General features: G+C 63.8%; 25 protein-coding genes. 11 read left to right on the forward strand and 14 right to left on the reverse strand.

The genetic code is table 11. The annotated features are described in order from the left end of the window. Positions 1-75 precede the first annotated feature (75 nt). The gene (miaB, locus tag ABOA88_RS14710) at positions 76-1,404 is read right to left on the reverse strand and encodes a tRNA (N6-isopentenyl adenosine(37)-C2)-methylthiotransferase MiaB (protein ID WP_367851775.1); all 1,329 of its coding nucleotides are present in this window, start codon (positions 1,402-1,404) and stop codon (positions 76-78) included. A 125-nt stretch (positions 1,405-1,529) separates the two neighbouring features. Here miaB and ABOA88_RS14715 point away from each other — a divergent pair, with 125 nt between their 5' ends. Further along, positions 1,530-1,856, forward strand: a complete 327-nt coding sequence (locus ABOA88_RS14715) for a DUF1820 family protein (protein ID WP_043211213.1) — start codon at positions 1,530-1,532, stop codon at positions 1,854-1,856. 9 nt (positions 1,857-1,865) lie between these two features. Here the strand turns inward: ABOA88_RS14715 and ABOA88_RS14720 are convergent, their stop codons facing one another. The 4 genes from ABOA88_RS14720 to ABOA88_RS14735 form a co-directional block, all read right to left on the reverse strand. Next, entirely contained in the window at positions 1,866-2,417 is a 552-nt protein-coding gene (locus tag ABOA88_RS14720) for a tetratricopeptide repeat protein (RefSeq protein WP_367851774.1), read from the reverse strand. Between the two features lie 235 nt (positions 2,418-2,652). Further along, on the reverse strand, positions 2,653-3,936 hold the full coding sequence (gene hemL, locus ABOA88_RS14725) for a glutamate-1-semialdehyde 2,1-aminomutase (protein WP_043211216.1): 1,284 nt from the start codon (positions 3,934-3,936) through the stop codon (positions 2,653-2,655). 15 nt (positions 3,937-3,951) lie between these two features. Next, on the reverse strand, positions 3,952-4,575 hold the full coding sequence (gene thiE, locus ABOA88_RS14730) for a thiamine phosphate synthase (RefSeq protein ID WP_196170170.1): 624 nt from the start codon (positions 4,573-4,575) through the stop codon (positions 3,952-3,954). Between the two features lie 17 nt (positions 4,576-4,592). Beyond that, positions 4,593-5,393 carry a hydroxymethylpyrimidine/phosphomethylpyrimidine kinase gene (locus ABOA88_RS14735; protein WP_043211219.1) on the reverse strand — a complete coding sequence of 267 codons (801 nt, stop codon included), beginning with the start codon at positions 5,391-5,393 and terminating at the stop codon, positions 4,593-4,595. Positions 5,394-5,658: 265 nt separating this feature from the next. Between ABOA88_RS14735 and ABOA88_RS14740 the strand changes: the two genes are divergently transcribed. The 4 genes from ABOA88_RS14740 (at position 5,659) to ABOA88_RS14755 (ending at position 11,664) form a co-directional block, all read left to right on the forward strand. Next, on the forward strand, positions 5,659-7,650 hold the full coding sequence (locus ABOA88_RS14740) for a sensor histidine kinase (protein WP_196170169.1): 1,992 nt from the start codon (positions 5,659-5,661) through the stop codon (positions 7,648-7,650). Positions 7,651-7,744: 94 nt separating this feature from the next. Then, the gene (locus ABOA88_RS14745; protein WP_196170168.1) at positions 7,745-9,397 is read left to right on the forward strand and encodes an acyl-CoA dehydrogenase family protein; all 1,653 of its coding nucleotides are present in this window, start codon (positions 7,745-7,747) and stop codon (positions 9,395-9,397) included. A 137-nt stretch (positions 9,398-9,534) separates the two neighbouring features. Then, the gene (amn, locus tag ABOA88_RS14750) at positions 9,535-11,022 is read left to right on the forward strand and encodes an AMP nucleosidase (protein WP_196170167.1); all 1,488 of its coding nucleotides are present in this window, start codon (positions 9,535-9,537) and stop codon (positions 11,020-11,022) included. 6 nt (positions 11,023-11,028) lie between these two features. Then, on the forward strand, positions 11,029-11,664 hold the full coding sequence (locus ABOA88_RS14755; protein WP_070576598.1) for a pseudouridine synthase: 636 nt from the start codon (positions 11,029-11,031) through the stop codon (positions 11,662-11,664). Positions 11,665-11,780: 116 nt separating this feature from the next. On the opposite strand, the gene ABOA88_RS14760 is transcribed toward ABOA88_RS14755, so the two are convergent. Together ABOA88_RS14760 and ABOA88_RS14765 are read right to left on the reverse strand one after the other, a co-directional pair. After that, positions 11,781-11,984 (reverse strand): DUF2788 domain-containing protein, encoded by a 204-nt coding sequence (locus ABOA88_RS14760; RefSeq protein WP_023378567.1) that lies wholly within the window; start codon positions 11,982-11,984, stop codon positions 11,781-11,783. A gap of 54 nt (positions 11,985-12,038) precedes the next feature. Further along, positions 12,039-12,515 (reverse strand): Lrp/AsnC family transcriptional regulator, encoded by a 477-nt coding sequence (locus ABOA88_RS14765; RefSeq protein ID WP_003249795.1) that lies wholly within the window; start codon positions 12,513-12,515, stop codon positions 12,039-12,041. Positions 12,516-12,914: 399 nt separating this feature from the next. On the opposite strand from ABOA88_RS14765, the gene ABOA88_RS14770 reads away from it, so the two are divergent. Next, positions 12,915-13,736 carry a DUF6515 family protein gene (locus ABOA88_RS14770; RefSeq protein WP_367851773.1) on the forward strand — a complete coding sequence of 274 codons (822 nt, stop codon included), beginning with the start codon at positions 12,915-12,917 and terminating at the stop codon, positions 13,734-13,736. Positions 13,737-13,749: 13 nt separating this feature from the next. On the opposite strand, the gene ABOA88_RS14775 is transcribed toward ABOA88_RS14770, so the two are convergent. After that, complete coding sequence (locus ABOA88_RS14775; RefSeq protein WP_070576590.1) at positions 13,750-14,619, reverse strand: cation diffusion facilitator family transporter; 870 nt, start codon at positions 14,617-14,619, stop codon at positions 13,750-13,752. Between the two features lie 21 nt (positions 14,620-14,640). Then, positions 14,641-15,060 (reverse strand): polyribonucleotide nucleotidyltransferase, encoded by a 420-nt coding sequence (locus tag ABOA88_RS14780; RefSeq protein ID WP_196170165.1) that lies wholly within the window; start codon positions 15,058-15,060, stop codon positions 14,641-14,643. Positions 15,061-15,178: 118 nt separating this feature from the next. On the opposite strand from ABOA88_RS14780, the gene hrpB reads away from it, so the two are divergent. Further along, positions 15,179-17,707, forward strand: a complete 2,529-nt coding sequence (hrpB, locus tag ABOA88_RS14785; RefSeq protein ID WP_367851772.1) for an ATP-dependent helicase HrpB — start codon at positions 15,179-15,181, stop codon at positions 17,705-17,707. An 8-nt stretch (positions 17,708-17,715) separates the two neighbouring features. Here hrpB and ABOA88_RS14790 read toward each other — a convergent pair whose 3' ends face one another. The 3 genes from ABOA88_RS14790 to ABOA88_RS14800 form a co-directional block, all read right to left on the reverse strand. Next, on the reverse strand, positions 17,716-18,798 hold the full coding sequence (locus ABOA88_RS14790) for an endonuclease/exonuclease/phosphatase family protein (protein WP_367851771.1): 1,083 nt from the start codon (positions 18,796-18,798) through the stop codon (positions 17,716-17,718). A gap of 61 nt (positions 18,799-18,859) precedes the next feature. Continuing rightward, positions 18,860-19,354 carry a hypothetical protein gene (locus tag ABOA88_RS14795; RefSeq protein ID WP_196170162.1) on the reverse strand — a complete coding sequence of 165 codons (495 nt, stop codon included), beginning with the start codon at positions 19,352-19,354 and terminating at the stop codon, positions 18,860-18,862. Between the two features lie 123 nt (positions 19,355-19,477). Continuing rightward, positions 19,478-20,134, reverse strand: coding sequence for a YciC family protein (locus tag ABOA88_RS14800; protein ID WP_090346781.1), 657 nt, complete (start codon positions 20,132-20,134; stop codon positions 19,478-19,480). Between the two features lie 156 nt (positions 20,135-20,290). Between ABOA88_RS14800 and ABOA88_RS14805 the strand changes: the two genes are divergently transcribed. Beyond that, complete coding sequence (locus ABOA88_RS14805) at positions 20,291-21,019, forward strand: DUF2076 domain-containing protein (RefSeq protein WP_367851770.1); 729 nt, start codon at positions 20,291-20,293, stop codon at positions 21,017-21,019. Positions 21,020-21,128: 109 nt separating this feature from the next. Then, positions 21,129-21,611 (forward strand): NYN domain-containing protein, encoded by a 483-nt coding sequence (locus tag ABOA88_RS14810; RefSeq protein ID WP_196170159.1) that lies wholly within the window; start codon positions 21,129-21,131, stop codon positions 21,609-21,611. A gap of 33 nt (positions 21,612-21,644) precedes the next feature. On the opposite strand, the gene ABOA88_RS14815 is transcribed toward ABOA88_RS14810, so the two are convergent. Further along, positions 21,645-22,103, reverse strand: coding sequence for an Lrp/AsnC family transcriptional regulator (locus ABOA88_RS14815; RefSeq protein WP_043211229.1), 459 nt, complete (start codon positions 22,101-22,103; stop codon positions 21,645-21,647). Between the two features lie 155 nt (positions 22,104-22,258). Between ABOA88_RS14815 and yedA the strand changes: the two genes are divergently transcribed. Both yedA and ABOA88_RS14825 read left to right on the forward strand, forming a co-directional pair. Beyond that, on the forward strand, positions 22,259-23,179 hold the full coding sequence (yedA, locus tag ABOA88_RS14820; RefSeq protein WP_196170158.1) for a drug/metabolite exporter YedA: 921 nt from the start codon (positions 22,259-22,261) through the stop codon (positions 23,177-23,179). A gap of 93 nt (positions 23,180-23,272) precedes the next feature. After that, a complete protein-coding gene (locus tag ABOA88_RS14825; protein ID WP_367851769.1) occupies positions 23,273-24,604 on the forward strand; it encodes a DEAD/DEAH box helicase in 1,332 nt (443 codons plus the stop codon). A 34-nt stretch (positions 24,605-24,638) separates the two neighbouring features. Here ABOA88_RS14825 and ABOA88_RS14830 read toward each other — a convergent pair whose 3' ends face one another. Next, positions 24,639-25,880: a TIGR03862 family flavoprotein gene (locus ABOA88_RS14830; protein ID WP_367851768.1), complete on the reverse strand. Its 1,242-nt coding sequence runs from the start codon at positions 25,878-25,880 to the stop codon at positions 24,639-24,641. Between the last annotated feature and the right edge of the window lie 60 nt (positions 25,881-25,940).

Consider the following 25,940-nt stretch of genomic DNA (forward strand, 5'->3'; position numbering starts at 1 on the left):
GGTAAACCCGCTCCCACGAGGTTCACCGCCATTCGGTGGGAGCAGGGTCTCCTGTGAAAAGGCCACCACCGATCATCATTCAATCAACGAGCCGACCAGCGAATGCGGCTTGGCCTCTTCGATGCGCACATCCACCAGGTGGCCGATCAGCCCAGGATTGTCGCAGTGGAAGTTGACGATTCGATTATTCTCCGTACGGCCTTGCAGCTTGCCCGGGTCGCGCTTGGAGAAGTCGGTGACCAGGATGCGCTGGACGCTGCCGACCATGCGTCGGCTGATTTCAAAGCCCTGCTGGTCGATGCGGTGTTGCAGCAGCTGCAGGCGCTGTTTCTTGACCTCCTCGGGCGTATCGTCCACAAGCTCCGCGGCCGGGGTGCCAGGGCGTGCGCTGTAGACGAACGAGAAGGAAAAGTCGAAACCGATCTCGGCCACCAGCTTCATGGTTTGCTCGAAGTCCTTCTCGGTCTCGCCGGGGAAGCCGACGATGAAGTCCGAGCTGATGCAGATGTCCGGCACCGCAGCCTTGAGCTTGCGCAGCTTGGACTTGTACTCGAGGATCGTGTGGTTGCGCTTCATGGCCGCCAGAACGCGGTCGGAGCCAGCCTGTACCGGCAGGTGCAGGTGCTTGACCAGTTGCGGCACCTCGGCGTGGGCCTGGATCAGGCTGTCGGAAAACTCCAGTGGGTGCGAGGTGGTGTAGCGGATCCGTTCGATCCCGTCGACCGCCGCCACCACGCGGATCAGCTCGGCGAGGTCCGCCAGACGGCCATCGTGGGTCAGGCCGCGATAGCCGTTGACGTTCTGGCCCAGCAGGGTGATTTCGCGTACGCCGTTCTCGGCCAGGTGGATGACCTCGGCCAGCACGTCGTCGAACGGGCGACTGACCTCGGTGCCACGGGTATAGGGCACGACGCAGAAGGTGCAGTACTTGCTGCAGCCCTCCATGACCGAGACGAATGCGGTCGGGCCGTCGATGCGGGGCTCGGGCAGGTGATCGAACTTTTCGATTTCCGGGAACGACACATCGACTTGCGGTACCCGGGTGGTGCGTGCGGCGTCGATCATTTCCGGCAGGCGGTGCAGGGTCTGTGGACCGAATACCACATCGACGTAAGGCGCGCGCTTGCGCAGGGCTTCGCCTTCCTGGCTGGCCACGCAACCGCCGACGGCGATGACCATTTCTGGGTTGCGGTCCTTCAGGGCGCGCCAGCGGCCGAGCTTGGAGTACACCTGATCCTGCGCTTTCTCGCGGATCGAACAGGTGTTGAGCAGGATGACATCGGCGTCGTCGGGGCGCTCGGTGACTTCCAGGGCCTGGTGTTCGCCCAGCAGGTCGATCATGCGCGAGCTGTCGTACTCGTTCATCTGGCAACCGTGGGTTTCAATATAGAGCTTCTTGGCCATGGCAAATCATCTGCTGCGGGTGCTGAAAGGCCGCACAGTATAGAGGTGGCACCGGGTGCTTAACAGGGCAAGCGGTCTGCTATGATGCCGGCCATTTTCCTATCACGGTGTCGTCTTCTTCGATCATGAGCAAACGCGAACCCGCCATCTACAAAGTGATCTTCCTCAACCAGGGCCAGGTCTTCGAGATGTATGCCAAGCAGATCTACCAGAGTGATCTGTGGGGCTTTCTTGAAATCGAGGAGTTCGTCTTCGGCGAGCGCACCCAGGTCGTGGTCGACCCCAGCGAAGAGAAGCTCAAGGCGCAGTTCGAAGGTGTGGTGCGCAGTTTCGTGCCGATGCATTCGATCGTGCGTATCGACGAGGTGGAGCGACTGGGGACGGCGAAGATCAGCGAGGCCAAGGGTGGCGGCAACGTGATGCCGTTCCCGATGCCGATGCCGGAGAAGTAGGTCGGCCCATCAGGGCAGGGGGGAGAAGGGCGTGCGCCCTTCGGCGTTTTGCAGTTCCAGCAGGTATTTGCGGAAGATCTGGCCGAGCACCTGGGTGGCATGTTCGAGTTCGTCGCGGGGCATCTGCTCGGTGACTTCGTCGGCCAGGTCCAGGGCGTCTTCGTCGCCGTTGACCGCTGCCATCTTCAGCAGAATGTAGGCCTGAACGTTGTTGGCCGGAACGCCTTCACCATGGAAGAACATCGAGCCGAGGCGGTATTGCGCCTGGGCCTGGCCTTGCAATGAGGCTTTCTCGAACCAGTTGACGGCTTTTTTCAGGTCTTTGGGCGCCTGGTTGCCACTGTAGTAGAACTCACCCAGTTCGTATTGCGCCTGGGCATTGCCCGACTCCGCCGTCCGTTCGCAAGCCTTCAGGGCGTTCTGCAGGTCCTCGGGCTGTGTATCGAGGGTGCAGCGTCCCGTCGCTGGAATCAGCAACGAGTTGCCGCCCTCTGCCAAGGCCAGCAGGGGCTGAAGAAGCAGCAGGCAGCCCAGGGTAAGGGCGCGGCCGGTGCGGTTCATGGGGATCGACTTACCTCTGCAAAGCTGCGGCCAATGTCTCTGGTGGCACATTATGGGATAAGCAGCGCCTACCTTACAAAGTTTTACTCGAAATTCTCTATTGAGAAGCCTTTGTCGATTGCACAGCACATTTATTGCCTGCCTCGGCTTCTGCACGGGTGTGCCCGCTCCGACAAGTTATGCGTTGAACTTGTGGGAGCGGCACACCCGTGCAGAAGTCGAGGCAGGCTGGTAATTACTTCAGTGCGGCGAAGGCTTTTTCGGCGGCGTCCAGGGTGATCTGCAACTCCTTGTCGCCGTGGGCAATGGAGGTGAAGCCTGCCTCGAAGGCGCTTGGCGCCAGGTACACGCCGCCCTCAAGCATCAGGTGGAAGAAGCGCTTGAAGCGTTCCACGTCGCTGCCCATCACGTCATCGAAGGTGACGATGTCGTCGGCGCCGCTGAAGTACAGGCCGAACATGGCACCGGCCTGGGTGGTGACGAACGGTACGCCAGCAGCATCGGCGCGCTGTTGCAAGCCGTCGAGCATGCGGGAGGTGAAGGCGGTCAGTTCGTCATGGAAGCCTGGACGGCTGATCAGCTTGAGCGTGGTCAGGCCCGCCGCCATGGCCAGCGGGTTACCCGACAGGGTGCCGGCCTGGTAAACCGGGCCGAGCGGGGCGATGCATTCCATGATCTCGCGCTTGCCGCCGAAGCAGCCAACCGGCATGCCGCCGCCGACGATCTTGCCGAAGGTCGACAGGTCCGGCTTGATGCCGTAGTAGCCTTGGGCGCCGCCGAGGGAGACACGGAAACCGGTCATCACTTCGTCGAAGATGAGCACCACGCCGTGTTTATCGCACTGCTCGCGCAGGCCTTCGAGGAAACCCGGTGCTGGCGGTACGCAGTTCATGTTGCCGGCGACGGGTTCGACGATGATGCAGGCGACGGTCTGGCCGACTTCGCTCAGGGTCTTCTCGACGGCGGCGATGTCGTTGAACGGCAGGGTCAGGGTGTGCTTGGCGAAGTCCGCCGGCACACCGGCCGAGCTCGGTACACCCTGGGTCAGCAGGCCGGAGCCGGCCTTGACCAGCAGGCTGTCGGAGTGGCCGTGGTAGCAGCCTTCGAACTTGATGATCGCATCGCGGCCGGTGTAGCCACGGGCCAGGCGGATGGCGCTCATGGTCGCCTCGGTACCGGAGCTGACCATGCGCACCATCTCCATGGATGGCACGATCGAGCAGACCAGGTCGGCCATCTCGGTTTCCATGGCGGTCGGGGCGCCGTAGGACAGGCCGTGTTCGAGTTGCTTGCGTACCGAGGCCAGGACGTCCGGATGGCCGTGACCCAGGATCATCGGGCCCCAGGAGCCTACGTAATCAACGTAGCGCTTGTCGTCTTCGTCGACGACATAGGCGCCTTCGGCATGCTTGAAGAACAGCGGGGTGCCGCCGACGCTGCGGAAGGCGCGGACCGGCGAGTTCACACCACCAGGGATGTGCTTCTGGGCTTGGGCGAACAGGGATTCGGAACGGGACATGGGATTTCTCTCGAATCAGGAAGCGAACAGGGCATTGAAGGCGCGGGCGCGACGGGTGACTTCCTGCGCGCTGTCGACACCGAACAAGCCATGGATCACCGCCAACAGGTCGGCGCCATGGGCGACCAGGGGGGCGGCGTTGTCGAGGGTGATGCCGCCGATCACGGCGATCGGCAGTTGCACGCGGGCACGGGCCTGGGCGAGCAGGGCGATATCGGCCGCTGGCGCGCCGGGCTTTGTGACCGAATTGAAGAAGCGACCGAAGGCCACGTAGCTGGCGCCTTCGGTGGCGGCCTGCTCGGCCAGCTCGAGCTGGGCATGGCAGGTGGAGCCGATGATCGCATCGCGGCCGAGCAGGGTACGGGCCGGGGTCAGGGGGCCATCGGTCTGGCCCAGGTGCACGCCGACGCCCAAGTGCGCGGCCAGTGCGGCGTCGTCGTTGATGATCAGTTGCGTGCCGTAGCGCTCGCAGAGCTCGAGCAAGCCTTCGGCTTCGTGCAGACGGCGTGCTGCGTCGTCGCTCTTGTCACGATACTGCAGCAGGCAAACGCCGCCTTCGAGGGCTGCCTCGACGTGGGAGAGCAAGCGACCGGCGAGCAGTTGGCTGTCGGTGATCGCGTACAGACCGCGTAACTTCATCTGTCAGGCCTCATGGATCAGGAGCAGAAGTCCAGGGGCAGCCGACGCGGGACGAACTGCCCCTTGCCCAGCTGCTCGGCGTCGCGCAGGGTGCGCCAGGTGTAGTCCAGGGCGCTGCGCACTGCGCTTTGCAATTGCTCGCCCAGGGCCAGGCGGCCGGCCAGGGCGCTGGCCAGGGTGCAACCGGAGCCATGGTAGCTGCCCGGCAGGCGTTCGCAGGTCCAGGTGTGCTGTTGACCGTCGCGGCTATAAAGGCGGTTATGGATTTGTGCCTCGTCACCGTGACCGCCGGTAATCAGAAGATGTCTACAGAACGGCAAAAGTTTCTCGGCGCATTCGTCCGCGGTGCCTTCGGGCAGTTCGGCCAGGATCCGGGCTTCAGGCAGGTTCGGCGTGGCGATGGTGGCCAGCGGCAGCAGGCGTTCGCGCAGCGCATAGCCGACTTCGTCCTTGCCCAGGCGGCCACCGCCACCGGCGCGCAGAACTGGGTCGCAGACCAGTGGCAGGTGCGGATGGGCGGCCAGCAGTTCGGCGACGGTATCGACCATTTCGATCGAACCGAGCATGCCGAGCTTGACCGCTGCGACGGTGGAGTCGGCCAGCACGGCGTTGGCCTGTGCCAGAACCCACTCGCGGTCCAGCACGCGGAAGTCGGAGACGTTGACGGTATCCTGGACGGTCAGGGCGGTCACGGCAGGTGCGGCGTGACAGCCTTGGGCGATCAGGGCTTCGATATCTGCCTGCAGGCCGGCGCCGCCACTGGGGTCGTGGCCGGAAAGACAGAGGACAACGGGGCGGGAGCTGTAGGTCATGTTCATGGTCGGCGAGCTTACCACCAAACCTGTGGGGGCGAATCGCCCTGCAGATGGCTTTTATTGATCAAATGGTCAGATTTATGCGTTCTGTCTTTCTGTAAGCATTGAGATAGAGCCTTTTCTTTTAAATTTGAAGTGGCTGATTGCCCTGTCCGAAGGCTATGCTAGAGTGCTCGGATAACTCGACAAATAGGCGCTGCCGGAATTCGTCGTCTCAAAGGGAAGGGAGGCCACCACGACGCGACTGGACAGGCCATGCTGGGGCTGTATGCGCTACTTGCTGATGATGCTTCTGGGCTGTGTGCCCCTGTTCGCCGGAGCGGTCGATTTCGACAGCGCCACCCGGTACCTTCCATTGGGCCAAGTCATGCAGGTCTTCGAAGACCGCGATGGCAGCGCCAGCATCACCCAAGTCAGTTCGCCGGCATTCGCCAGCCGTTTCCGACAGCACCATGAAGATGTCCTCAACGCGGGCTATTCCACCTCGGTGTTTTGGCTGAAGATCGACCTGCGTAACATCAGCCCACCCACCGCGCCCTCCCGTCAGTGGCTGCTGGAGTTGGCCTATCCACCGCTGGACCACTTGGATCTCTACCTGCCCGATGGCCACGGCAGTTACCGCCTGGTTCAGCGCACTGGCGATGCCTTGCCCTATGCCAGCCGGCAGATCCGCCAGAACAACTATCTATTCGAGCTGCCTTTGAACCCGGGTCAGGCGACCACGGCCTACCTGCGTTTGCAAAGCCAGGGATCGATCCAGGCACCGGTGGCGTTGTGGTCAACCGAGGCTTACATGGAAGAGCAGCCCACTCGCCTCTATGTGCTGGGCATGATCTACGGCGTATTGCTGGTGATGCTGGTCTACAACCTCTTCATCTACCTCAGCGTACGCGACGTCAGCTACCTGTATTACATCCTCTATATCGCTTCATTCGGGCTCTACCAGATCTCCGTCAACGGCGCGGGTGTCGCTTATTTCTGGCCGGACAGCCCCTGGTGGGCCAATGCCGCCACGCCGCTGTTCATTGGCGCAGCGGGGCTGTTCGGCTGCCAGTTCGCCCGGCATTTCCTGCAATTGGGAGTTCTAAGCCGTGGCTTCGACCGGCTGCTGCTGGGATTGATGGCCGGTGGGGGGCTAGTCATGGTGTTGGCAGTGACCATGCCCTACGGCCTGGCCTTGCGCATGGCAACACTGCTGGCGCTGCTGTTCACCGTAAGCATCTTCACCGCAGGGCTTTATGCCTGGTGGCACGGGGTGCGGGTGGCGCGCTGGTTCATCATTGCCTGGACCGCGTTCCTCCTGGGCGGGCTGGTCAATACCCTGATGGTGCTCGGTTACCTGCCGAATGTGTTCCTGACGATGTATGCCAGCCAACTGGGCTCGGCCTTGGAAGTGGCGTTGCTGTCCCTGGCCCTGGCCGACCGCATCAACAGCCTGCGTGAACAGCAGGCCCAGGCGTTGCGCGACACTGGCCGCACCCTGGAGCAGCTCAACCAGCAGTTGGCCCGAAGCAACCGTCTGAAGGATGAGTTCTTGGCCACGGTCACCCATGAACTGCGCACACCGATGAACGGGGTGATCGGCTCGCTGGAGCTGATGCATACCCTGCCGATGACTGCCGAGCACGCCCAGTATCACCGCACCGCCACAGGTTCCGCCCAGGACATGATGGCCATGGTCGACGACATCCTCGTGCTCACCGAGCTGCAGGCGGGTCGTCTGCGTGCCCATGCCGCGCCCTTCAGCCTGCGCCGGCAGTTGCAGGAGCTGCGCGCAGGCTTCGCCGGGCGTGCCCTGGGCAAAGGCCTGTACCTGAGCCTGGATATCCCCGCGGAGCTGCCCGACGAGCTGCTTGGCGATGCGCAGAAACTGCTGCGCTGCCTGGCCTGCCTGGTGGATAACAGCCTGAAGTTCACCCACCAGGGGGGTGTGATGATCCAAGTGCGGGGGCGCAGGCTCGGGCCGGACAATCTGGCGCTGACCTTCACCGTCAGTGACAGCGGCATTGGCTTCGACGACCTGGACCAGTCCATCCTCTACCAGCGCTTCTTCCAGGTCGATGGCTCGATAACCCGTCGTTACGGGGGGCTGGGCATCGGGTTGTCGATCTGCCGTCAGTTGGGCGAGCTGATCGGCGCCCGCCTGGCCCATGAGTCGACCCGTGGGCTGGGCAGCCGCTTCGAGCTGTCCTTGAACCTGTCCGTAGCCCAGGCGCAGTGGCCGTCCGGCCGGTTGGCCTCGGGCGCAATGGGCGGTTAAGGACGGCCGAGTTAGTCGTTTTTGACACTTTGACTGACCTCCAAGGAGTGCTTCACTGGGGCTTTCAGGCATGACCGGATCCAGGGAGCCCCCGATGAACCTGCACCAGTTCGCTGAAACCCACGAAGTCACCAACCAGCCGCCGTCGCTCGACGGCGCCAACCTGTACCGCCTCGACCAGCCATTGCAGGAGTGGTCCCGGCGCTTTGGTGCCGGCTGGGCCGAGTCGCGGATCGACGCCTACGGTGCCTTGGCCGGCGGCCCGCTGATGGCTGCGGGGTTCCTGGCCAATGCCCACAAGCCGGAATTCAGCAGCCATGACCGTTATGGCCACCGCATCGACCTGGTGACGTTCCATCCGGCCTATCACGAGCTGATGCGCACGGCGGTCGAGCATGGATTGCCTTCTTTGCCCTGGGCCGAACCTCGTCCCGGCGCCCATGTCGCGCGCGCTTCGATGACCTACCTGCACAGCCAGGCAGAAGCAGGCACTGGCTGCCCCCTGACCATGACCTTCGCTGCGGTGCCGGCCTTGAGGCTGCAGCCGGAACTGGCCGAATACTGGTTACCCAAAGTGCTGGCGCGCGAGTACGACCCGCGTAACGTGGGCGACCGGCACAAGGCTGGGGTGACGCTCGGCATGGCCATGACCGAGAAGCAGGGCGGCACCGATGTGCGGGCCAACACCACCCGTGCCTATCCGGTCGGCGCCCCGGGCCCTGGCCAGGCGTACGAGCTGGTCGGCCACAAGTGGTTCTGCTCGGCACCGATGTGCGATGCCTTCCTGACGCTCGCCCAGACCGACAAGGGCTTGAGCTGCTTCCTGCTGCCACGTCACCGCCCCGACGACACGCACAATCAGTTCTATATCCAGCGCCTGAAGAACAAGCTCGGCAATTGCTCCAATGCCTCCAGCGAAGTGGAGTTTCGCGGTGCCCTGGCATGGATGATCGGTGAAGAGGGGCGTGGAGTGCCGACCATCATCGAAATGGTGGCCATGACTCGTTTTGATTGCATGGTCGGCTCCAGTGCCTTGATGCGACAGGCGCTGACCCAGGCCGCGCACCATTGCGCCCATCGCAAGGTCGGCGGGCGGGTATTGAGCGAGCAGCCATTGATGCAGAACGTACTGGCCGACCTGGCACTGGAAAGCGAGGCGGCACTGGCCTTGAGCCTGCGCATGGGGCAGGCGCTGGACCAACTGAACGATCCACAGCAGGCGCATTTTGCCCGCCTGGTGACCGCCGTGGGCAAGTACTGGATCTGCAAACGTGCTCCGGGAATGATCAACGAAGCTGCCGAGTGCCTGGGCGGTGCAGGCTATGTGGAGGACAGCATCCTGCCGCGCCTTTACCGCGAGGCACCGGTCAACTCCACCTGGGAGGGCTCGGGCAACGTGCAGTGCCTGGATGTGCTGCGCGCGTTGTCCAAGGAGCCGGGTGTGCTCGACGCATTGTTCGCCGAGCTTGGCGACGGCCACGGCGACCCGCGCCTGGCGGCGCATATCGGCAACCTGAAAGGCGCATTTGCCGATACCGGTGATGTCCAGTACCGCGCCCGGCAACTGACTGAAGACATCGCCGTGGCCTTGCAGGCCAAGTTGTTGCTCGAAGCGGGCAATGCGACCGTCAGCGATGCCTTCATCGCCAGTCGGTTGGGCACGGGTGGGCGGGTCTATGGGGCATTGCCCAGGGGTGTCGATGTGCAGGCGTTGGTGGCGCGTGCGACGCCGCTCTGGTCGGCCTGAGGCGCCCCGTTCGCCGGTAGGCCCGCTCTCACAGTGACCCGCGTGGAGCAAGTAGGAGCGGGTTTGTCCGCGAAGAGGTCGAATGCGATTGTCAAGGATGTAATTGCAACAGAAGGCAGGCAAGATGGAAGCCATGCATGTCAGAAGACAGGAAGCCCAGCGTGAGCCAAGCGTTTGTAGTCGTTGATACACCTGAACAGGCCGTCGATCGTCTGGCGGCCCTGCATGAACAGGCCACCGGTGCCCTCAGCCAGGCCCTCAAGCGCTACCTCAAGGACCGCACCGAGCCGGACGACGACCAGCGGGCGCTGTTTCGTTATCCGGCCCTGCGCCTGACCTACTACAGTCATGGCGAAGTCGCCGCCACCACCCGGGCCTATGCCAAGGTACAGGTGGCGGGCACCTACAGTGTCACCATCACCCAGCCGGCGGCGTTTCGCGGTTACCTGCTCGAGCAACTGCGACCGCTGATGCATGACTACACCGTGACCCTGGAAGTGGGCGTCAGTGAACAGAACATTCCTTACCCCTATGTCGTCGACCAGGGCGATGAACTGGCGGGCAGCGGCATCACTGCCGCCGAGCTTGCACGGGTTTTCCCCAGCACCGACCTGTCGGCGGCCACCGACAACATCGCCGACGGGTTGTGTGACTGGGGCAGCGCCGAAACCTTGCCACTGGCACTGTTCGATGCCGCCCGCGTGGACTTCTCCCTGCGACGCCTGGTGCATTACACCGGCAGCGACTGGCGGCATGTGCAGCCGTGGATCCTGCTGACCAACTACCACCGCTACGTCGACCAATTCATCGGTCATGGCCTGGAGCAACTGCGTCAGGATTCGCGCTTCGTGCGTATGGTCCTGCCGGGCAATGTCATCATCGAAAAGGGCATGGACGACGACGAGACCCAGGCCTTGGTGGCCAGTGTGGTCTGGCACCGTTACCAGATGCCGGCCTACCACCTGATCGCCGCCGATGGCGATGGCATCACCTTGGTCAATATCGGCGTCGGCCCATCCAATGCCAAGAACATCACCGATCACCTGGCCGTGCTACGCCCGCATTGCTGGCTGATGATCGGCCACTGCGGAGGCCTGCGCCAATCGCAGACCATCGGCGACTATGTGCTCGCCCACGCCTACATGCGTCGCGATGGCATCCTTGATCGGGTGGTGCCGCCGAACATCCCAATCCCGGCCCTGGCCGAAGTGCAGTTGGCACTGCAGGAGGCCGCGGCGCAGGTGACCGGCGAGCGTGGCGAGCAATTGAAAAAGCGCCTGCGCACCGGCACCGTGCTGACCTACGACGACCGCAACTGGGAGCTGCGCTGGGCCCAGGAGCGACCGCTGATCAACCTGTCCCGTGCTGTGGCGGTGGACATGGAGAGCGGCACCATCGCTGCCCAGGGGTATCGCCTGCGGGTGCCTTACGGCACCTTGTTGTGCGTTTCGGACAAACCGCTGCACAGCGAGATCAAGCTGCCTGGTTCAGCCAATGCCTTCTACAACCGTGCGGTCAGTCAACACCTTAAAATCGGCATCGCGGCCCTGGACTTGCTGCGTACCGAGCTCAATTCGCTGCACTCGCGTAAACTGCGCAGCTTCGATGAGCCGCCGTTCCGCTGAGGATCCATGTCCCTGCCACCCCGTTCCAAGCCGCGCCGTCCCCAGGCGCGGCCTACAGGCCCGCGTCGCCAGCCCAAGGCGCCGCCGGCCGAACCCCGCCTTATCCTGTTCAACAAACCCTTCGACGTGCTGACCCAGTTCAGCGATGGCGAGGGGCGCGCGACGCTCAAGGACTACATCGACATTCCTGGCATCTATCCGGCCGGGCGCCTGGACCGTGACAGCGAAGGCCTGCTGTTGTTGACCAACGACGGTCGGCTGCAGGCGCGCATCGCCGATCCCAAGCACAAGTTGCCCAAGACCTATTGGGTGCAGGTGGAAGGAGAGCCGAGCGAAGCGCAACTGCAGCAGTTGCGCGAGGGGGTCGAGCTCAACGATGGGCCGACGCTGCCGGCCGAGGCCCGGTTGCTCGAGGAGCCAGCGCTTTGGCCGCGCAATCCGCCGGTGCGGTTTCGCAAGAGCGTACCGACCCATTGGCTTGAGCTGGTGATTCGGGAAGGGCGCAACCGTCAGGTGCGACGCATGACGGCGGCAGTGGGGCTGCCGACATTGCGGCTGGTGCGGGTGAGGATCGGGGATTGGGCGCTGGACGGGCTGGAGCAGGGATGCTGGCGGGAGGTTGCGCCGAAGCTACTTCGTTAGGAGGCCATCGCTGGCTGTTGCCAGCGCCCACAGACACGGCGCTCGGCTCCTGCGTACGCCGGTGGGGGCGCTGGCAACAGCCAGCGATGGGCGCGTAGTGCCCCGTCCCGGTGGCGCTAGACCCCTTCGAGGAAGCCGACCACCACGCTCTTGATGATGAAGGCCAGCACGCCCAGGCCCAGGACGAAGAACAGAATCAAGGTGCCGAAGCGGCCTGCCTTGGACTTCTTTGCCAGGTCCCAGACGATGAACCCCATGAAACCGATCAGCACGGTCACCAGGACGATCATCATCCACTCTTCGAATACAGCGGGATCCATCAGTGTTCTCCAGGCAGGCTGAGCGCCGATTATAAGTGGGACGACAGGGGACGGTCAGCGCAGATGCGTCAACGGCAGTTCGGTGCTGGCCAGCACCTGGTTGAGCACGAAGCTTGAGCGCACGCTGGTGACGCCCTCGATACGAGTCAGGCTGCCGAGCAGCAGTTTCTGGTAGTGGTCCATGTCCGGGACCACGACTTTCAGCTGATAGTCGGCATCCATCCCGGTGACCAGGCTGCATTCGAGCACCTGGGGCAAGTTGCGAATGGCGGCCTCGAAGGTCTCGAAGCGCTCGGGGGTGTGGCGGTCCATGCCGATCAGCACATAGGCGGTCAGGCTCAGGCCGAGCTTCTTGCGGTCCAGCAGCGCAACCTGGCGGGAGATATAGCCGTCGTCTTCCAGTTGCTTGACCCGCCGTGAGCAAGGGGAGGGGGATAAGCCGATGCGTTCGGCCAACTCCTGATTGGAGATGCGGGCGTCGCGCTGCAATTCGGCAAGGATGCTCAGGTCATAGCGGTCGAGCTTGCTCATGGAAAAGGCCTTTTCTGTTCGGATTGCTTCGAATTATCGATCCAGGGTTAAAAATTGCGCAAGTGCTATTTATCTGAGCAATATTCGCAATCCTCTGCTCCACCGCCTCCCGTATCGTTACCAACAGAATCACTGCCCGGACAACAGTCCACGGCGACCGGCCTCAGGAAGGCCGTCGCGGCCAGCCATCCAACAGGATCCGCCAGGCCCCCGGGCTACGCACCGTCCAGAAGACGATGTGAGGTGAGCCGGCGCCACAAGCGCCGAGCACGGACGACAATTCCCAAAGGGAGGCCTTATGGCCTCCCTTTTTTCATGCCCGGAATTTCATCTGTATCGGCCCTCGCCGCGATAGACTGCATGCAGTTCCAATGCAGTTCTTACCATCGAGAGGGCAACATGAGGTCGCGCATCCGGCAATGGACAGGTGTTGGTTTGCTGGGCTTGGGTATCAGCCTGGGCGCATGGGCCCAAGGGGCAGGAGAGGGCCTGGGCGCGCAGGACCCCAACGGCGCGACCATGGGCCGCTCGCCGCTCAACTCGCGTGACGAGGTGCGCCAGACCCAGCCGCCGCGCCAAGGCTATTACCAGGACATTCCCCGACGCAATGGCGGCTATCACTGGGAAGCGGGTGGGCCTGGCCAGCGTCCAGGTGGAGACTGGCCTGGGCGTCCCGACGGCCATGGCGATGGCTGGGGGCCTGGCCCGCAGTACCATCCCGGACACAGGATCGACCACTTTCCGGATCGTTATTGGAAGGTGCCCCATCAGGGGCAGGACTACTACTATTCCAGCGGCTACTGGTATCGCCCGCAAGGCGGCGCGTATGTGCTGGTCAGGCCGCCCTATGGCGTGCGGGTCGGCTACCTGCCGGTCTACGCCCAGGAGGTCTGGTTCGATGGCACGTTGTTCTTCCAGGTCTCGAACACCTATTACCAATACCTGAGCGACAGCCAGGAGTATGTGGTGGTCAATCCCCCCAACATACTGCCCGCGCCGGGCCCGCAGTTGGGTACCGGATACGATGTGATCGCCCATCCATTGTCCGGGCAAACGCCTCGGCAGCAGAACCAGGACCGCTATGAATGTCATCGCCAAGCCGTGCAGCAGTCCGGTTTCGATCCGGCTGCGGCGGCTTTCGCACCGCCGGCCCATGTGGCCGATGCCTACCATCGGGTACTGGCGGATTGCCTGAGTGCCCGGGGCTACAGCGTGAATTGAAGGCTGTGGCGGGTTACACCGGATCGGCATGCACCATCACATCCGCTCGCGGGTAACGCTGGCGGATGGCGGCTGATGCCTGCACGCACAACTCATGGGCGTCATGCAGTTTGAGTTCGCCGGAAAGCTCCAGGTGAAGTTGGACGAACCATCGGTTGCCCGATACTCGGGTGCGCAGGTCGTGGGCGCCTTTGACCCCGGGGATGGCGCACACCAGTTCGAGCATGCGCTCGCCGATATCGGCCGGCAGTTCCTGGTCCATCAGGATCGCCGTGCTCTCGCGAGCTATCTGCACGGCGCTCCAGAGGATATACAGGGCGATTCCCAGGCCGAACAACGCATCTAACTGCGGCCAGCCAAAGCGCGCCAGCATCAGGGCGAGCAGGATGCTGCCATTGAGCAGCAGGTCGGAGCGGTAGTGCAGCGAGTCGGCGCGCACCGCAGTGGAGCCGGTGGCGCGGATGACCTTGCGCTGGAACGTGAGCAAGGCCAGGGTCAGGACAAGCGACAGCAGCATCACTGCGATGCCGGCAGCGGTATCGCCCAGCGGTTGCGGCGATTGCAGGCGATCGACCGCCTGCACGCCAATCAGCACCGCACTGACGCCAATGAACAGCGCCTGGGCCATGCCGGCCAGCGCCTCGGCCTTGCCATGGCCGAAGCGGTGGTCGTCGTCAGCCGGGCGCAGGGCGTAGTGCACGGCCAGCAAGTTGAGGAAAGAGGCGACGGCGTCGAGGGCCGAATCGGTCAGGCCGGCCAGCAGACTGACCGAATCACTCAGCCACCAGGCGACCGCCTTGCTCACGACAAGGATCGTGGCCACGGCCAGGGACGCGCGCGTGGCCAGGCGCAGCAGGCGTTGGTGTTCGGCGCTCGAAGTCATGCCGCAGGTGCGTTCCCTGGATCAGGCGGCCGGTACCAGGCCATAGGCGGCCAACTGCTCGACGCTGCCCCGGTGCTGGATCAGCCGAGGATCGTTCAGCGGCAGGCGTTGGCCCAGTTCGCTTTCGAGAATAGCTTGCAGCTTGGCCTTGTCGACCTGGCCATCGGCATTGATGGCCGGCTTGAGCTTGGCCGGGTCGATGTGGGCGGTGACGCCGGGCGGATAGTAGATGGCCCCGCTGGCGAAGTCGATGCCGAAGGCGATCAGGCCGGGGATCACATAGAACAGAAGACCCACGGCGTCGAGGGCGGCGATGACGGGGTCGATCTTGCCTTCGATCTGGCCGCGCCGGTCGGGGTAGAACAGCGTGCCGCAGGCAGTCAGTTGAGTGAGCAGGGTGACGATGAGCGCGCCACCGATGACGCGGGTAGGGATGCGCATTGGGATCTCCGCAAAGTGACCAACGAGGACCAGGCCGGTCGCCTGGTCCTGATGTTTAAGACCATGATAAGGCAGGCTCGGTTCGCCGTTATACTCGGACGATTGTTCGAGGACCACCATGATTTCATTACCAATCGATGCCGTACTGCCCGCTCTGCGTAAAGCCTTGAGCGCGCGCGATGAGGCTGTGCTCGAAGCCCCGCCCGGCGCCGGCAAGACCACCCGCGTACCCTTGGCCCTGCTCGATGAGCCCTGGCTGGCCGGGCAGACCATCCTGATGCTTGAACCCCGCCGCCTGGCGGCACGGGCGGCGGCCGAGCGCCTGGCCAGCGAGCTGGGCGAAAAGGTCGGGGAGACTGTCGGCTACCGCATCCGCCTGGACAGCAAGGTCGGTCCCAATACTCGCATCGAGGTCGTCACTGAAGGCATTCTCACCCGTCGCTTGCAGGCCGACCCTGCGCTGGAGGGGGTGGGGCTGCTGATCTTCGACGAGTTCCACGAGCGCAGCCTGGACGCAGACCTGGCCTTGGCCCTGAGCCTCAATGGTCGGGAACTGCTGCGCGACGAGCCGCCGCTGAAGATCCTGCTGATGTCCGCCACGCTGGAAGGCGAGCGGCTGTCGCGCCTGCTCGACGATGCTCCGGTGGTGAGCAGCGAGGGGCGCATGCACCCTGTGGATATTCGTTGGAGCAGACCGTATCAGCCAGGCGAGTTCGTCGAGCCGCGGGTGGTCGATTGCGTGCTCCAGGCGGTGGCCGAACAGCCCGGCAGCCTGCTGGTGTTCCTGCCGGGGCAGGCCGAGATTCGGCGGGTCCACCAGTCGCTGCAAGCGGCGTTGGGCGAGCGCACGGATGTGCTGCTGTGCCCATTGCATGGCGAACTCGACCTCAATGCTCAGCGCGCCGCCATCGAGCCTGCGCCCAAGGGCCTGCGCAAGGTGGTGCTGGCCACCAACATCGCCGAGACCAGTCTCACCATCGACGGCGTACGCGTGGTGATCGACGCCGGGCTGGCGCGTGTTCCTCGGTTCGATCCCGGCAGCGGCATGACGCGTCTGGAGACCCAGCGCATTTCTCGCGCCAGTGCCACCCAGCGCGCCGGTCGAGCAGGGCGTCTGGAGCCTGGGGTGTGCTACCGGCTGTGGTCCGAGGCTCAGCACGATCAGTTGCCGGCCCATGGCAGCGCCGAGATCCTGCAGGCCGATCTGGCCGGTCTGGCCCTGCAACTGGCGCGCTGGGGTGTCTGGCCCGATCAGTTGCGTTGGCTGGATCCACCCCCGAGCGCTGCCCACGCCCAGGCCTGCGACCTGCTCGCCCGGTTGGGGGCGTTCAAGCCGGGCAGTCGCGAGAGCCTGAGCGAACACGGCCAAGCCATGGCCGAACTGCCTGCGCACCCGCGCATCGCCCATCTGCTATTGCGTGGCCAGGCACTGGGCCTGGCCGACATGGCCTGCGATGTGGCCGCGCTGCTCGGTGAGCGCGACATCCTGCGCGGGGCAGGCGCCGACCTGCACAGCCGGTTGGCCTTGCTCAGCGGCGAGACTAAAGCGACCCGTGGTGGTCAGGGGGGCGTGCAGCGCGCCCGGCAATTGGCGCGCCAGTACCGGGGCCTGCTGCGCGGCATGCGTGGCGCTGCTGTCGCCGATGTCGATCACCCCCGCTGGTTGGGGGCATTGCTGGCGCTGGCCTATCCCGACCGGGTGGCCCAGCAGCGGCGCGAGGGTGGCGCCGAGTACCGATTGGCCAATGGACGCGCGGCGCTGTTCGCCGAGGTGGATGCGCTGATGAAGTGTCCCTGGCTGGTAATCGCGGACCTGGGCAGCCGTCAGGGGCAGCGCGAGGAGCGCATCTACCTGGCAGCCGAGTTCGATCCGGGCCTGTTCGAGGGGGTGCTGGCCGAGCAGGTGGAAACACTCGATGTCCTGGACTGGGACGAACGCGAGCAGGTGCTGCGCGCCGAGCGCCAGCGCAAGGTCGGCGAGCTGGTGCTCAGTCGCGAACCCTTGCCGGGGCTGGATGACGAAGCCCGTGCCAAGGCGCTGCTGGGCCTGGTGCGACGCAAGGGCCTGAACCTGCTGAGCTGGACGCCTGAACTGCGCCAATGGCAGGCGCGGGTAGCGCTGTTGCGTCAGCTGGATTTGGACAAGGATGGCCACAGCGAGTGGCCCGATCTGCGTGATGAGGCCCTGCTCGCTAGCCTGGAAAGCTGGCTGCAGCCGTATTTGGGCAAAGTGTCTCGCCTTAGCCACTTTGCCCAGCTGGACCTGCCGTCGATCCTGCGCAACCTGTTGCCCTGGCCGCTGCCCCAGCGTCTGGAGGAACTGGCCCCTGCGCACCTGACGGTTCCTTCCGGCTCGAATATTCGCCTGGACTACAGCGAGCATCCGCCGATCCTCGCTGTGCGTTTGCAGGAGTTGTTCGGGCTGGCCGACACGCCGCGCATCGCCCAGGGCCGCCAGCAGGTCAAGCTCCACCTGCTGTCACCGGCGCGCCGCCCGGTGCAGGTGACCCAGGATCTCGCCAACTTCTGGCGTACCACCTACGCCGAGGTGAAAAAAGACCTTAAAGGGCGTTACCCAAAGCACTACTGGCCCGATGACCCGCTGGTGGCCGAAGCGACAGCGCGAGCCAAACCGAGGGGGACCTGAGCGCCTGCTCAGCGCCGTGGGGCCGGTAGTTTCAGGACCGCGCTCAAGGGCAGGTGGTCGGAAATCTGCAAGGTGTCCTGTTGCAGTACCTGGGCCTGAATACGCTGCAGGCGCGGGCTGTGCAGCAGATAGTCGAGGGTGCGATCCGGGCCGCTGGCCTCGGGGTCGTTGGGGGAGTGGGTGAGCCAGGCAGCGCGTTCGGCACCACTGGCTTCGGCGTTGCTGGGAATCATCGGGTATTTGTCCCACAACAGGTGCAGGTCACTGTCGGCAGGGTAGTTGCCGCGCAGTGCCGGCGGCAGGCGACGGAATTGTCCCAGGGGCAGGAGGTTGAAGTCGCCGCCGATCAACCAGGGCGTGCCTTGGCTTTCCAGGCGATCAAGCACCTTGGCCACATGCTCCACCTGCCGGCGTTGCAGGTCGCTGCCGGGCTGATAGGGTGAGAGCCGGGTGTTGAGCACCGCCAGGCGTCCGCCGTCAGCCAGCGGCAGGTAGCTGACCAGCAGTGCCGGCTGGGGGCGTTGCAGGCGGGTCAGGGCGTTGTCCGCGGCGTTGGGCAGTTGCAGGCGCTCGGCCTTTTCGATCGGGTAGCGGCTGAGGGTGGCCAGGGTGCGGCCAACACTGCCGAAGATATGCCGATCAGGCACGAAATCGGCTTTCCACTCGTAGGTCTGGACGGTGCAGGGGAAGAGGTCGGCCAAACGTTCACGCAGCAGTGCCAACTGGTCCTGGTAGTCGCTGGCCTTGGCGTTGTTGTCCAGCTCCTGCAACAGGACGACATCCGGCGTTTCTGCACGGATCACGCGGGTGACTTCGTCGAGGTTGAAGGCCAGGTCGTCTGCGCTGGGGCGGGTGTCGCTGCCTTGTCCTTGGTCGTACCAGAACACGTAGCGCTTGCCCGCCAGGTATTGCACGTTCCAGGTCATGACCTTGAGGGCCTGGCCAGGTTGTAGCGATTGGGGGTTGCCTTGGCAGGCGACTGGCAGCGGTTCTCGGGGGGAAGGCTGCCAGCCCAGGTAGTCGGCGAACAGCCAGAGCAGGGGCAACAGCAAGAGCAGGCAGAGCAAGACGTTGCGCAGTAGTCGGATCATCGGCTCGGTTTGTCGGTGCAGGTAGCGTCAGCATAACTGAGCCGTTCGTCGGTCGGCCAGCTTAGTGCGTTCGGACGATCAGGAACTCAAGGGCGTTTCCTGCGCCAACCGTCAGGTAAAAAGGGGCGTTCGCCTGTGCCTTCACCTGCTGGCCTCGATGATCACGAATCCGGCAACGCAGGGTATCCGCGCCCCAGGCCAAAGGTTCGATTTTCCAGAAGTCCTCGACGCTCGAATACTTGTAGAGCCCCACGTAGTTGTTGTTGCTGATACCCAGCTTTCGGTCTCGGTCGCTCTCCAGCGAGAGCATGAAGTTCAACCGGTTCGTGGTCTGGGAGTGATAGTGGAAATGCAGCGTCATGGCGGTCTGCGTGGCGCTCAACCTCAGCCAGCCATCGTCTTTCGTCCCCTGTTCAGGGCTGCCAGTGCTGCCTATCGGAGCATAGAACCGGGAGAGATGGCTGACAGCGATCTTGCGGGTGCCGTCGAGTGCGAAGAGGTGGGCCGAGAAGGAGCGTTTGTCCGCCCAGCCCGCTGTAGAAACGATATCGCTCATAGGATTGATCCTCTAATGTGAAGTGCCAGCCCTGTCCATCGACAAAGGGCTTGACCACTCTAGAGGTCCTCTGCCTGCACGGCAGATTGAAGCGGTTCCCTGAGAAGGGCGCTCGTTCAGATGTCAGGCGAGCGCGTCGTTCTCCAGCAGCATGAACAGGCGGTACAGCACCACGCTGCTGAACAGCTGCAGGAAACCGCTGAGGCTATCCAGTGCCAGTTGCACGCCCGGCTGCGGCTCGGGGAAGGCCATCAGCAGCAGGCCGTCGAGCAGCCACAGCGGTGCCAGTACCGCAACGACACAGACCAGGATGCGCATGAAATGCCCGGTGGTCATCCTGGCGCTTTCGCGCATGGCCTGTACCACGGGCAGGCCGCGCAAGACCAGCAGGTACTCGGCGAACACCAGGTTGATCATGATCCACACGCCCGGGAAGATGAACAGCGCAAGGCCCGCCATGATCAGCAGCGAACTGATCAGGATCAGCAGTGCCAGCGATGGCCACAGCTGCACGGCACGGGCGAACAGGTTGCGCTTGGCGATGTCCTGGCCATTGCTGCGGGTATCCATGTAGAGGATCAACGCGGCGCTGTACAGCGGGTAGAACAGCAGGCTGACCAGCATGCCGTAGCCCGCCGAAGCCTGGTCGCCCAACTGGCGATACAGCAGTTGAGTGCACAGGGCCTCGAGGATCACCAGCGGCAGGCAGAGTTGGAGGATGCTCACCAAGTGGCGGCGGAAGAAATACAAGGAGTCGCGCAGAACGCTCAGCGGATTCATCGGGTCAACATCGCATGGCAGAAAAAGCAGGGCGTAACTTTAGCCCAGTCCACCCCTGGCTGAAAAAAGTTTCACGGTTTTGCTGATTGAATCCCCGGCCGGCGAGCCCCATCTTTGACGCTATCCGATGTATTGCCCAGCGCACGAGGTAGCTCCATGAACACTGAAGAACAAACCCTGATCGACGGCCTGTTCAGCCGCATCAAGCAAGCCGAGGACGCAGGCCAGGCCCGTGATCCCCAGGCCCAGGCGCGCATCGAGGAGCACCTGCGCCAGCAGCCGGCAGCGGCGTACTACATGGCCCAGGCGATCCTGGTCCAGGAGGCGGCGATCAAGCGCCTGGATGAGCAGAACAAACAGCTCGAGGCCGAACTCAAGCAAGCCAAGGCACAAGCCGAGGCGAGCCGAAGCGGCGCTGCGGGTGGCGGGTTCCTGTCGAGCTTGTTTGGCTCAAGCTCCCGTGAACCTGTACCCGCGCCGCAGCCACAGCGTCAGGCCGCGCCGGTGGCCCCTGCCGGCGGTTGGCGTGAACCCTCGGCCCAGGGTTTCGCCCAGCCACAAGCGCAGCCGGGTTTCAATGCTGCACCCGCTCGCAGTGGGGCCAGCAGTTTCCTCGGCGGCGCCATGCAGACCGCCGCGGGCGTGGCTGGTGGCGTGTTGCTGGCGCAAGGCATCAGCAGCCTGTTCAACCACCATTCCCAGCCAGAGGAGGTGGTCGAGGTGATCAAGGAAGAGCCCGCTCCGGCCAGTGACAGCAGCGGCTGGAGTGACCAGGATAGCCAGCATCAGGTAGCCGACAACGGCTACGACCAGGGCGGCTTCATGGACAGCGATTACGGCAACGATGGCGGTGGCTTCTTCTCCGACGACGACACCTTCATCTGAGGCCTCTGGCATACTGGCTGCACTTGGGGGCGCACACGGCGCCCCTTTCGCGATACGAGGGCCGATCCCGCGGGCAGTCTTCGTTACCCGCGCAATTGCCAGAGAGGTCATGGTGAAGAAGATCGCGCTGTTCGCCGATGTGCAGAACCTCTACTACACCGTGCGCCAGGTGCATGGCTGTCATTTCAACTACGCCGCGCTGTGGGCTGATGTCAGCAGCCAGGGGCAGATCGTCGAGGCGGTGGCCTATGCCATCGACCGCGGCGACAGCAAGCAGCAACAGTTCCAGCAGATCCTGCGCAACCTCGGCTTCGAGGTACGCCTCAAGCCCTTCATCCAGCGCAGCGACGGTTCGGCAAAGGGCGACTGGGACGTGGGCATCACCCTCGATGTAATCGATGCCGCCAGCCGTGTCGACCAAGTGGTGCTGGCCTCCGGCGATGGCGACTTCGATCTGCTGATGGAGCGGGCCAGCCAACGTCACGGTGTCGAGACGGTGGTCTATGGGGTGCCTGGGCTTACCGCGTTGTCGCTGATCCGGGCGGCTGGCCGATATGTGCCGATCGAAGGGCGGCTGCTGTTGCGCCATTGAGGCTGGTACCCCTGGTCGATAGGCAGGAGCGCCTCAAGGCTTTCTGCCATTGCCCTCCAGATGGTCGAGCGGCACTCGCCGCTCGACCGCACTGGACAGGATGATCGACGTCTTGGTGAACCCCAGTTGGGATACCTGATTGATCAGCGCCTCCAGCTCGTTCATCGACGCTACCGCCGCTTGCATGATCACGCAGGGGTCACCGGTGACGCGATGGCATTCGGTGAGCTGCGGGATGCGGGTCAGCGCATCGTATGCCTGTTGGGTGCCGTGGCTGGCCAGCCGCAGTTCGATCACGCACTGGATCGGCAAGCCGATTTTCTCCAGGTCCACCTTGGCGGCATAGCCGGTGATCACCCCACTGGCTTCCAGCTTGGCGACTCGCTCGGCTACCGCGGGTGCGGAAAGGTTCACTTGGCGCGCCAGTTGCGCGTAGGTGGCCCGGCCGTTTTCCAGCAGGGCAGCAAGGAGCATGCGGTCGTACTTGTCCATGAATGGTTCCAGTGTGCTTTGCAATCGATGGTAAAGCCCCTGCACAACCATGCATTGCAAAGTGTTTCGGTCATTTAAAGCTGTTTTGTAACTTAAGTTTGCGGTGGTGCCTTCTTAAACTAAGTCACCCGTAAACGGATTTCGAGTGTTTTCCCATGCCTGCCTCCCGTCGCTTCCCGTTGTTGCTCATTGGTGCCTTCCTGGCCTTGTACTTGGTCTGGGGCTCGACCTACCTGTTCATCCGCATTGGCGTGGAGTCGTGGCCGCCGATGCTCATGGCTGGAGTGCGTTTCGTCATTGCGGGCAGCCTGCTGTACGGGTTCTTGCGTTGGCGGGGTGTGCCGGCGCCGACCTGGCCACAATGGCGGGCGGCCGGGGCGATCGGTTTTTTGCTGCTCAGTTGCGGCAATGGTGGCGTGACCTTGGCCGAGCATGCCGGTGTTGCATCGGGCGTTGCCGCCTTGGCGGTGGCCACTGTGCCGCTGTTCACCCTGGTGTTTGGCCTGTTGTTCGGTCATCGCAACTCGCGGCTTGAATGGGCGGGAATCGGCCTGGGCCTGGTGGGCATCGGCATGCTCAACATGGGCTCTAACCTCCAGGCCAGCCCTATGGGTGCGGCGCTGATTCTGTTCGCGGCCGCCGCCTGGGCCTTTGGCTCGGTGTGGAGCAAGAGCCTGCCCTTGCCCCAGGGTGCCATGGCCAGTGCCGCCGAGATGCTCGTTGGCGGCGCCGCCTTGCTGATCGGCAGCGCGCTCAGTGGCGAGCGCCTGACCCAGATGCCGACCGCAGCCGGTTGGGGCGCGCTGGCGTACCTGGTGTTCTTTGGCTCGATCCTGGCCTTCAGTTCCTACATGTACCTGCTCAAGCACGTACGCCCGGCGGCGGCCACCAGCTATGCCTACGTCAACCCGGCGGTGGCGGTGCTGCTGGGGATCATCTTTGCAGGTGAGCGCATCGGCGCGGAGGAGTGTGTGGCCATGGCGGTGATCATCGGCGCGGTGGTGCTGATCGGCTTGCCGCAGTGGCGCAAGGCGCCCGAGCTGCCAGCGCCGCTCAAAGAGCAGGTGTGCAAGTAACCTCGAGGTATCGTGAGCGCGGCAAAGCGTCCACAGGGGCAGCGTCGGTTGCGGTAAACTGCCGCCTTCGCTGAACCCCCTGACGGTATTGCCATGAATTTCGCCAAACTCGGCCTGATCGAACCCTTGCTGCGCACTTTGCAGCGCCTGGACTACACCACCCCAACCCCAGTCCAGGCCCAGGCCATCCCCGCCGTGCTGGCCGGCCGCGACCTGATGGCCGCGGCCCAGACCGGTACCGGCAAGACGGCCGGCTTTGCCTTGCCGGTGCTGCAACGCTTGGCCCTGGAAGGCGCCAAGGTCGCCAGCAACTCGATCCGTGCCTTGGTGCTGGTGCCGACGCGCGAGCTGGCCGAGCAGGTCCATGCCAATATCCGTGAATACGCCGAGAACCTGCCGGTGAGCACCTATGCGGTGTATGGCGGCGTCAGTCTTAATCCGCAGATGATGCGCCTGCGTCGTGGCGTGGACCTGCTGGTGGCTACTCCGGGGCGTTTGCTCGACCTGTTCCGGCAGAACGCCGTCAAGTTCGGTCAGGTGCAGACCCTGGTGCTCGACGAGGCTGATCGCATGCTGGACCTGGGCTTTGCCGAGGAGCTGCAGGCGGTCTATACCGCCTTGCCACGCAAACGCCAGACGTTGCTGTTCTCCGCCACCTTCTCAGACCAGATCCGCATGCTGGCCGGGCTTGCGTTGAATGATCCGCTGAGCATCGAAGTCAGTCCGCGCAATACCACGGCCAGCACCGTGAAGCAGTGGCTGGTGCCGGTGGACAAGAAGCGCAAGGCCGACCTGTTCTGCCACCTGCTGCGCAAGCAGCGCTGGAAGCAGGTGCTGGTGTTTGCCAAGACCCGCAATGGTGTCGACCAGTTGGTGGAGCGGTTGCTTGCCGAGGGTGTCAATGCCGACGGTATCCATGGTGACCGCCCGCAGGCCACCCGCCAGCGTGCCCTGGACACTTTCAAGGCCCGTGAGATCCAGGTGCTGGTGGCGACCGATGTCGCTGCCCGTGGCCTGGACATCGACGACTTGCCATTGGTGGTCAACCTCGATCTGCCGATCGTGGCCGAAGACTATGTGCACCGCATCGGGCGCACCGGACGTGCAGGAAACAAGGGCGAGGCGATTTCGTTGGTGTGTGCCGATGAAGTGCAATTGCTGGCGGCCATCGAGACGTTGATTCGCCAGACCTTGCCGCGTCACGAAGAACCGGACTTCATCCCCGATCACCGCGTGCCGATGACCGATGCCAGTGGCCAGGTCGTGAAGAAGCCGAAAAAGCCCAAGAAACCGAAGGAGAACAGCGCCAAGCGTGGCCTGGGGCGCTGGATGGACAGTGCCGAGTCGAGTTTCTCGGAACCTTCGGTCAAACCGGTGCGCAAGGTGCCGAGCTTCAACAGCGGGCCGCGCAAGCGCAAGCCGTAAGGCCTGGGGGGCCGCAAAGCGGCCCCTTAACGTTTCAACGACACCGAGCCAGCCAATCCACCACCGCCTTGCCTGCCCGCAATCCGCTGGCAAAACAGGCCGTCAGCAGATACCCGCCGGTTGGCGCCTCCCAATCGAGCATCTCCCCTGCGCAGAAAACCCCGGGCAGTTGCTTGAGCATCAATCCGCCGTCCAGCGCTTCAAAGCGCACACCACCGGCGCTGCTGATCGCCTCATCCAGTGGCCTTGGCCGCACCAGTTCGATCGGCAAGGCCTTGATCGCCCGGGCTAGCGCTTGGGGATCAGCGAAGGTCGCTTGATCGGTCAGCTCCCGCAGCAACGCTGCCTTGATCCCATCGATGCCCAGTTGGCCTTGCAGGTGCTTGGCCATCGAGCGAGATCCACGGGGCTTGGCCAGCGTCTGGGCGATTTTATCCACAGGGCGGTCCGGCAGCAGGTCGAGCAGCAGCCTGCCCCGGCCATCTCGGTTGATGGCCTCGCGCACCGCTGCCGACCAGGCATATACCAGGCTGCCTTCGACGCCTTGGGCGGTGAGGATGAACTCGCCCTTGCGCGGGGCGCTGCCGGGTACGCTTAGGGCAATATTCTTCAGCGGTGCGCCGGCGAACTTGTCCTTGAGCAGTTGGCTCCAGCCCTGAACCTCGAAACCACAGTTGCTCGGCTGCAACGGTGAGATATCCACACCCCGCTCAGCCAACAAGGGTTGCCACGTACCGTCGGAACCCAGGCGTGCCCAACTGCCACCACCCAGGGCCAGCACCACGGCATCGGCGCGCACCCGCAGTTCGCCCTGTGGATAAGCGATCCGCAAGGTGCCGTCGCTGTTCCAGCCTAACCAGCGGTGACGGGTGTGGATAACCACGCCGCGCTCACGCAGGCGCTTGAGCCAGGCGCGCAGCAGCGGTGCGGCTTTCATGTCACGGGGGAACACCCGACCTGAGGTGCCGACAAAGGTTTCGATGCCCAAGCCGTGAATCCATTGGCGCAGGGCATCGGCATCGAAGTCGTGCAGCAGCGCATCGATTGCGTCCTGGCGCTCGGCATAACGGGAGAGGAATGCGGGGTAAGGCTCGGAGTGGGTGATGTTCATGCCGCCAACACCGGCCAGCAGGAACTTGCGGCCCACTGATGGCATGGCATCGAACACCTGCACCGCCAGGCCGGCATTGGCCAGTGCCTCGGCCGCCATCAGGCCGGCGGGGCCGCCACCGATGACGGCGACGAGGGAAGGGGAGGCGGGATGTTGATCGGACATGGTGGGCGGCAGGCTGTGGAAAAGAGCCGGCATTCTACCCCAGCGAGGCCTGTCCAAGCA

The sequence above is a fragment of the Pseudomonas sp. PKS genome, assembly GCF_051913525.1.
Classification (GTDB): Bacteria; Pseudomonadota; Gammaproteobacteria; order Pseudomonadales; family Pseudomonadaceae; genus Aquipseudomonas; species Aquipseudomonas guariconensis_D.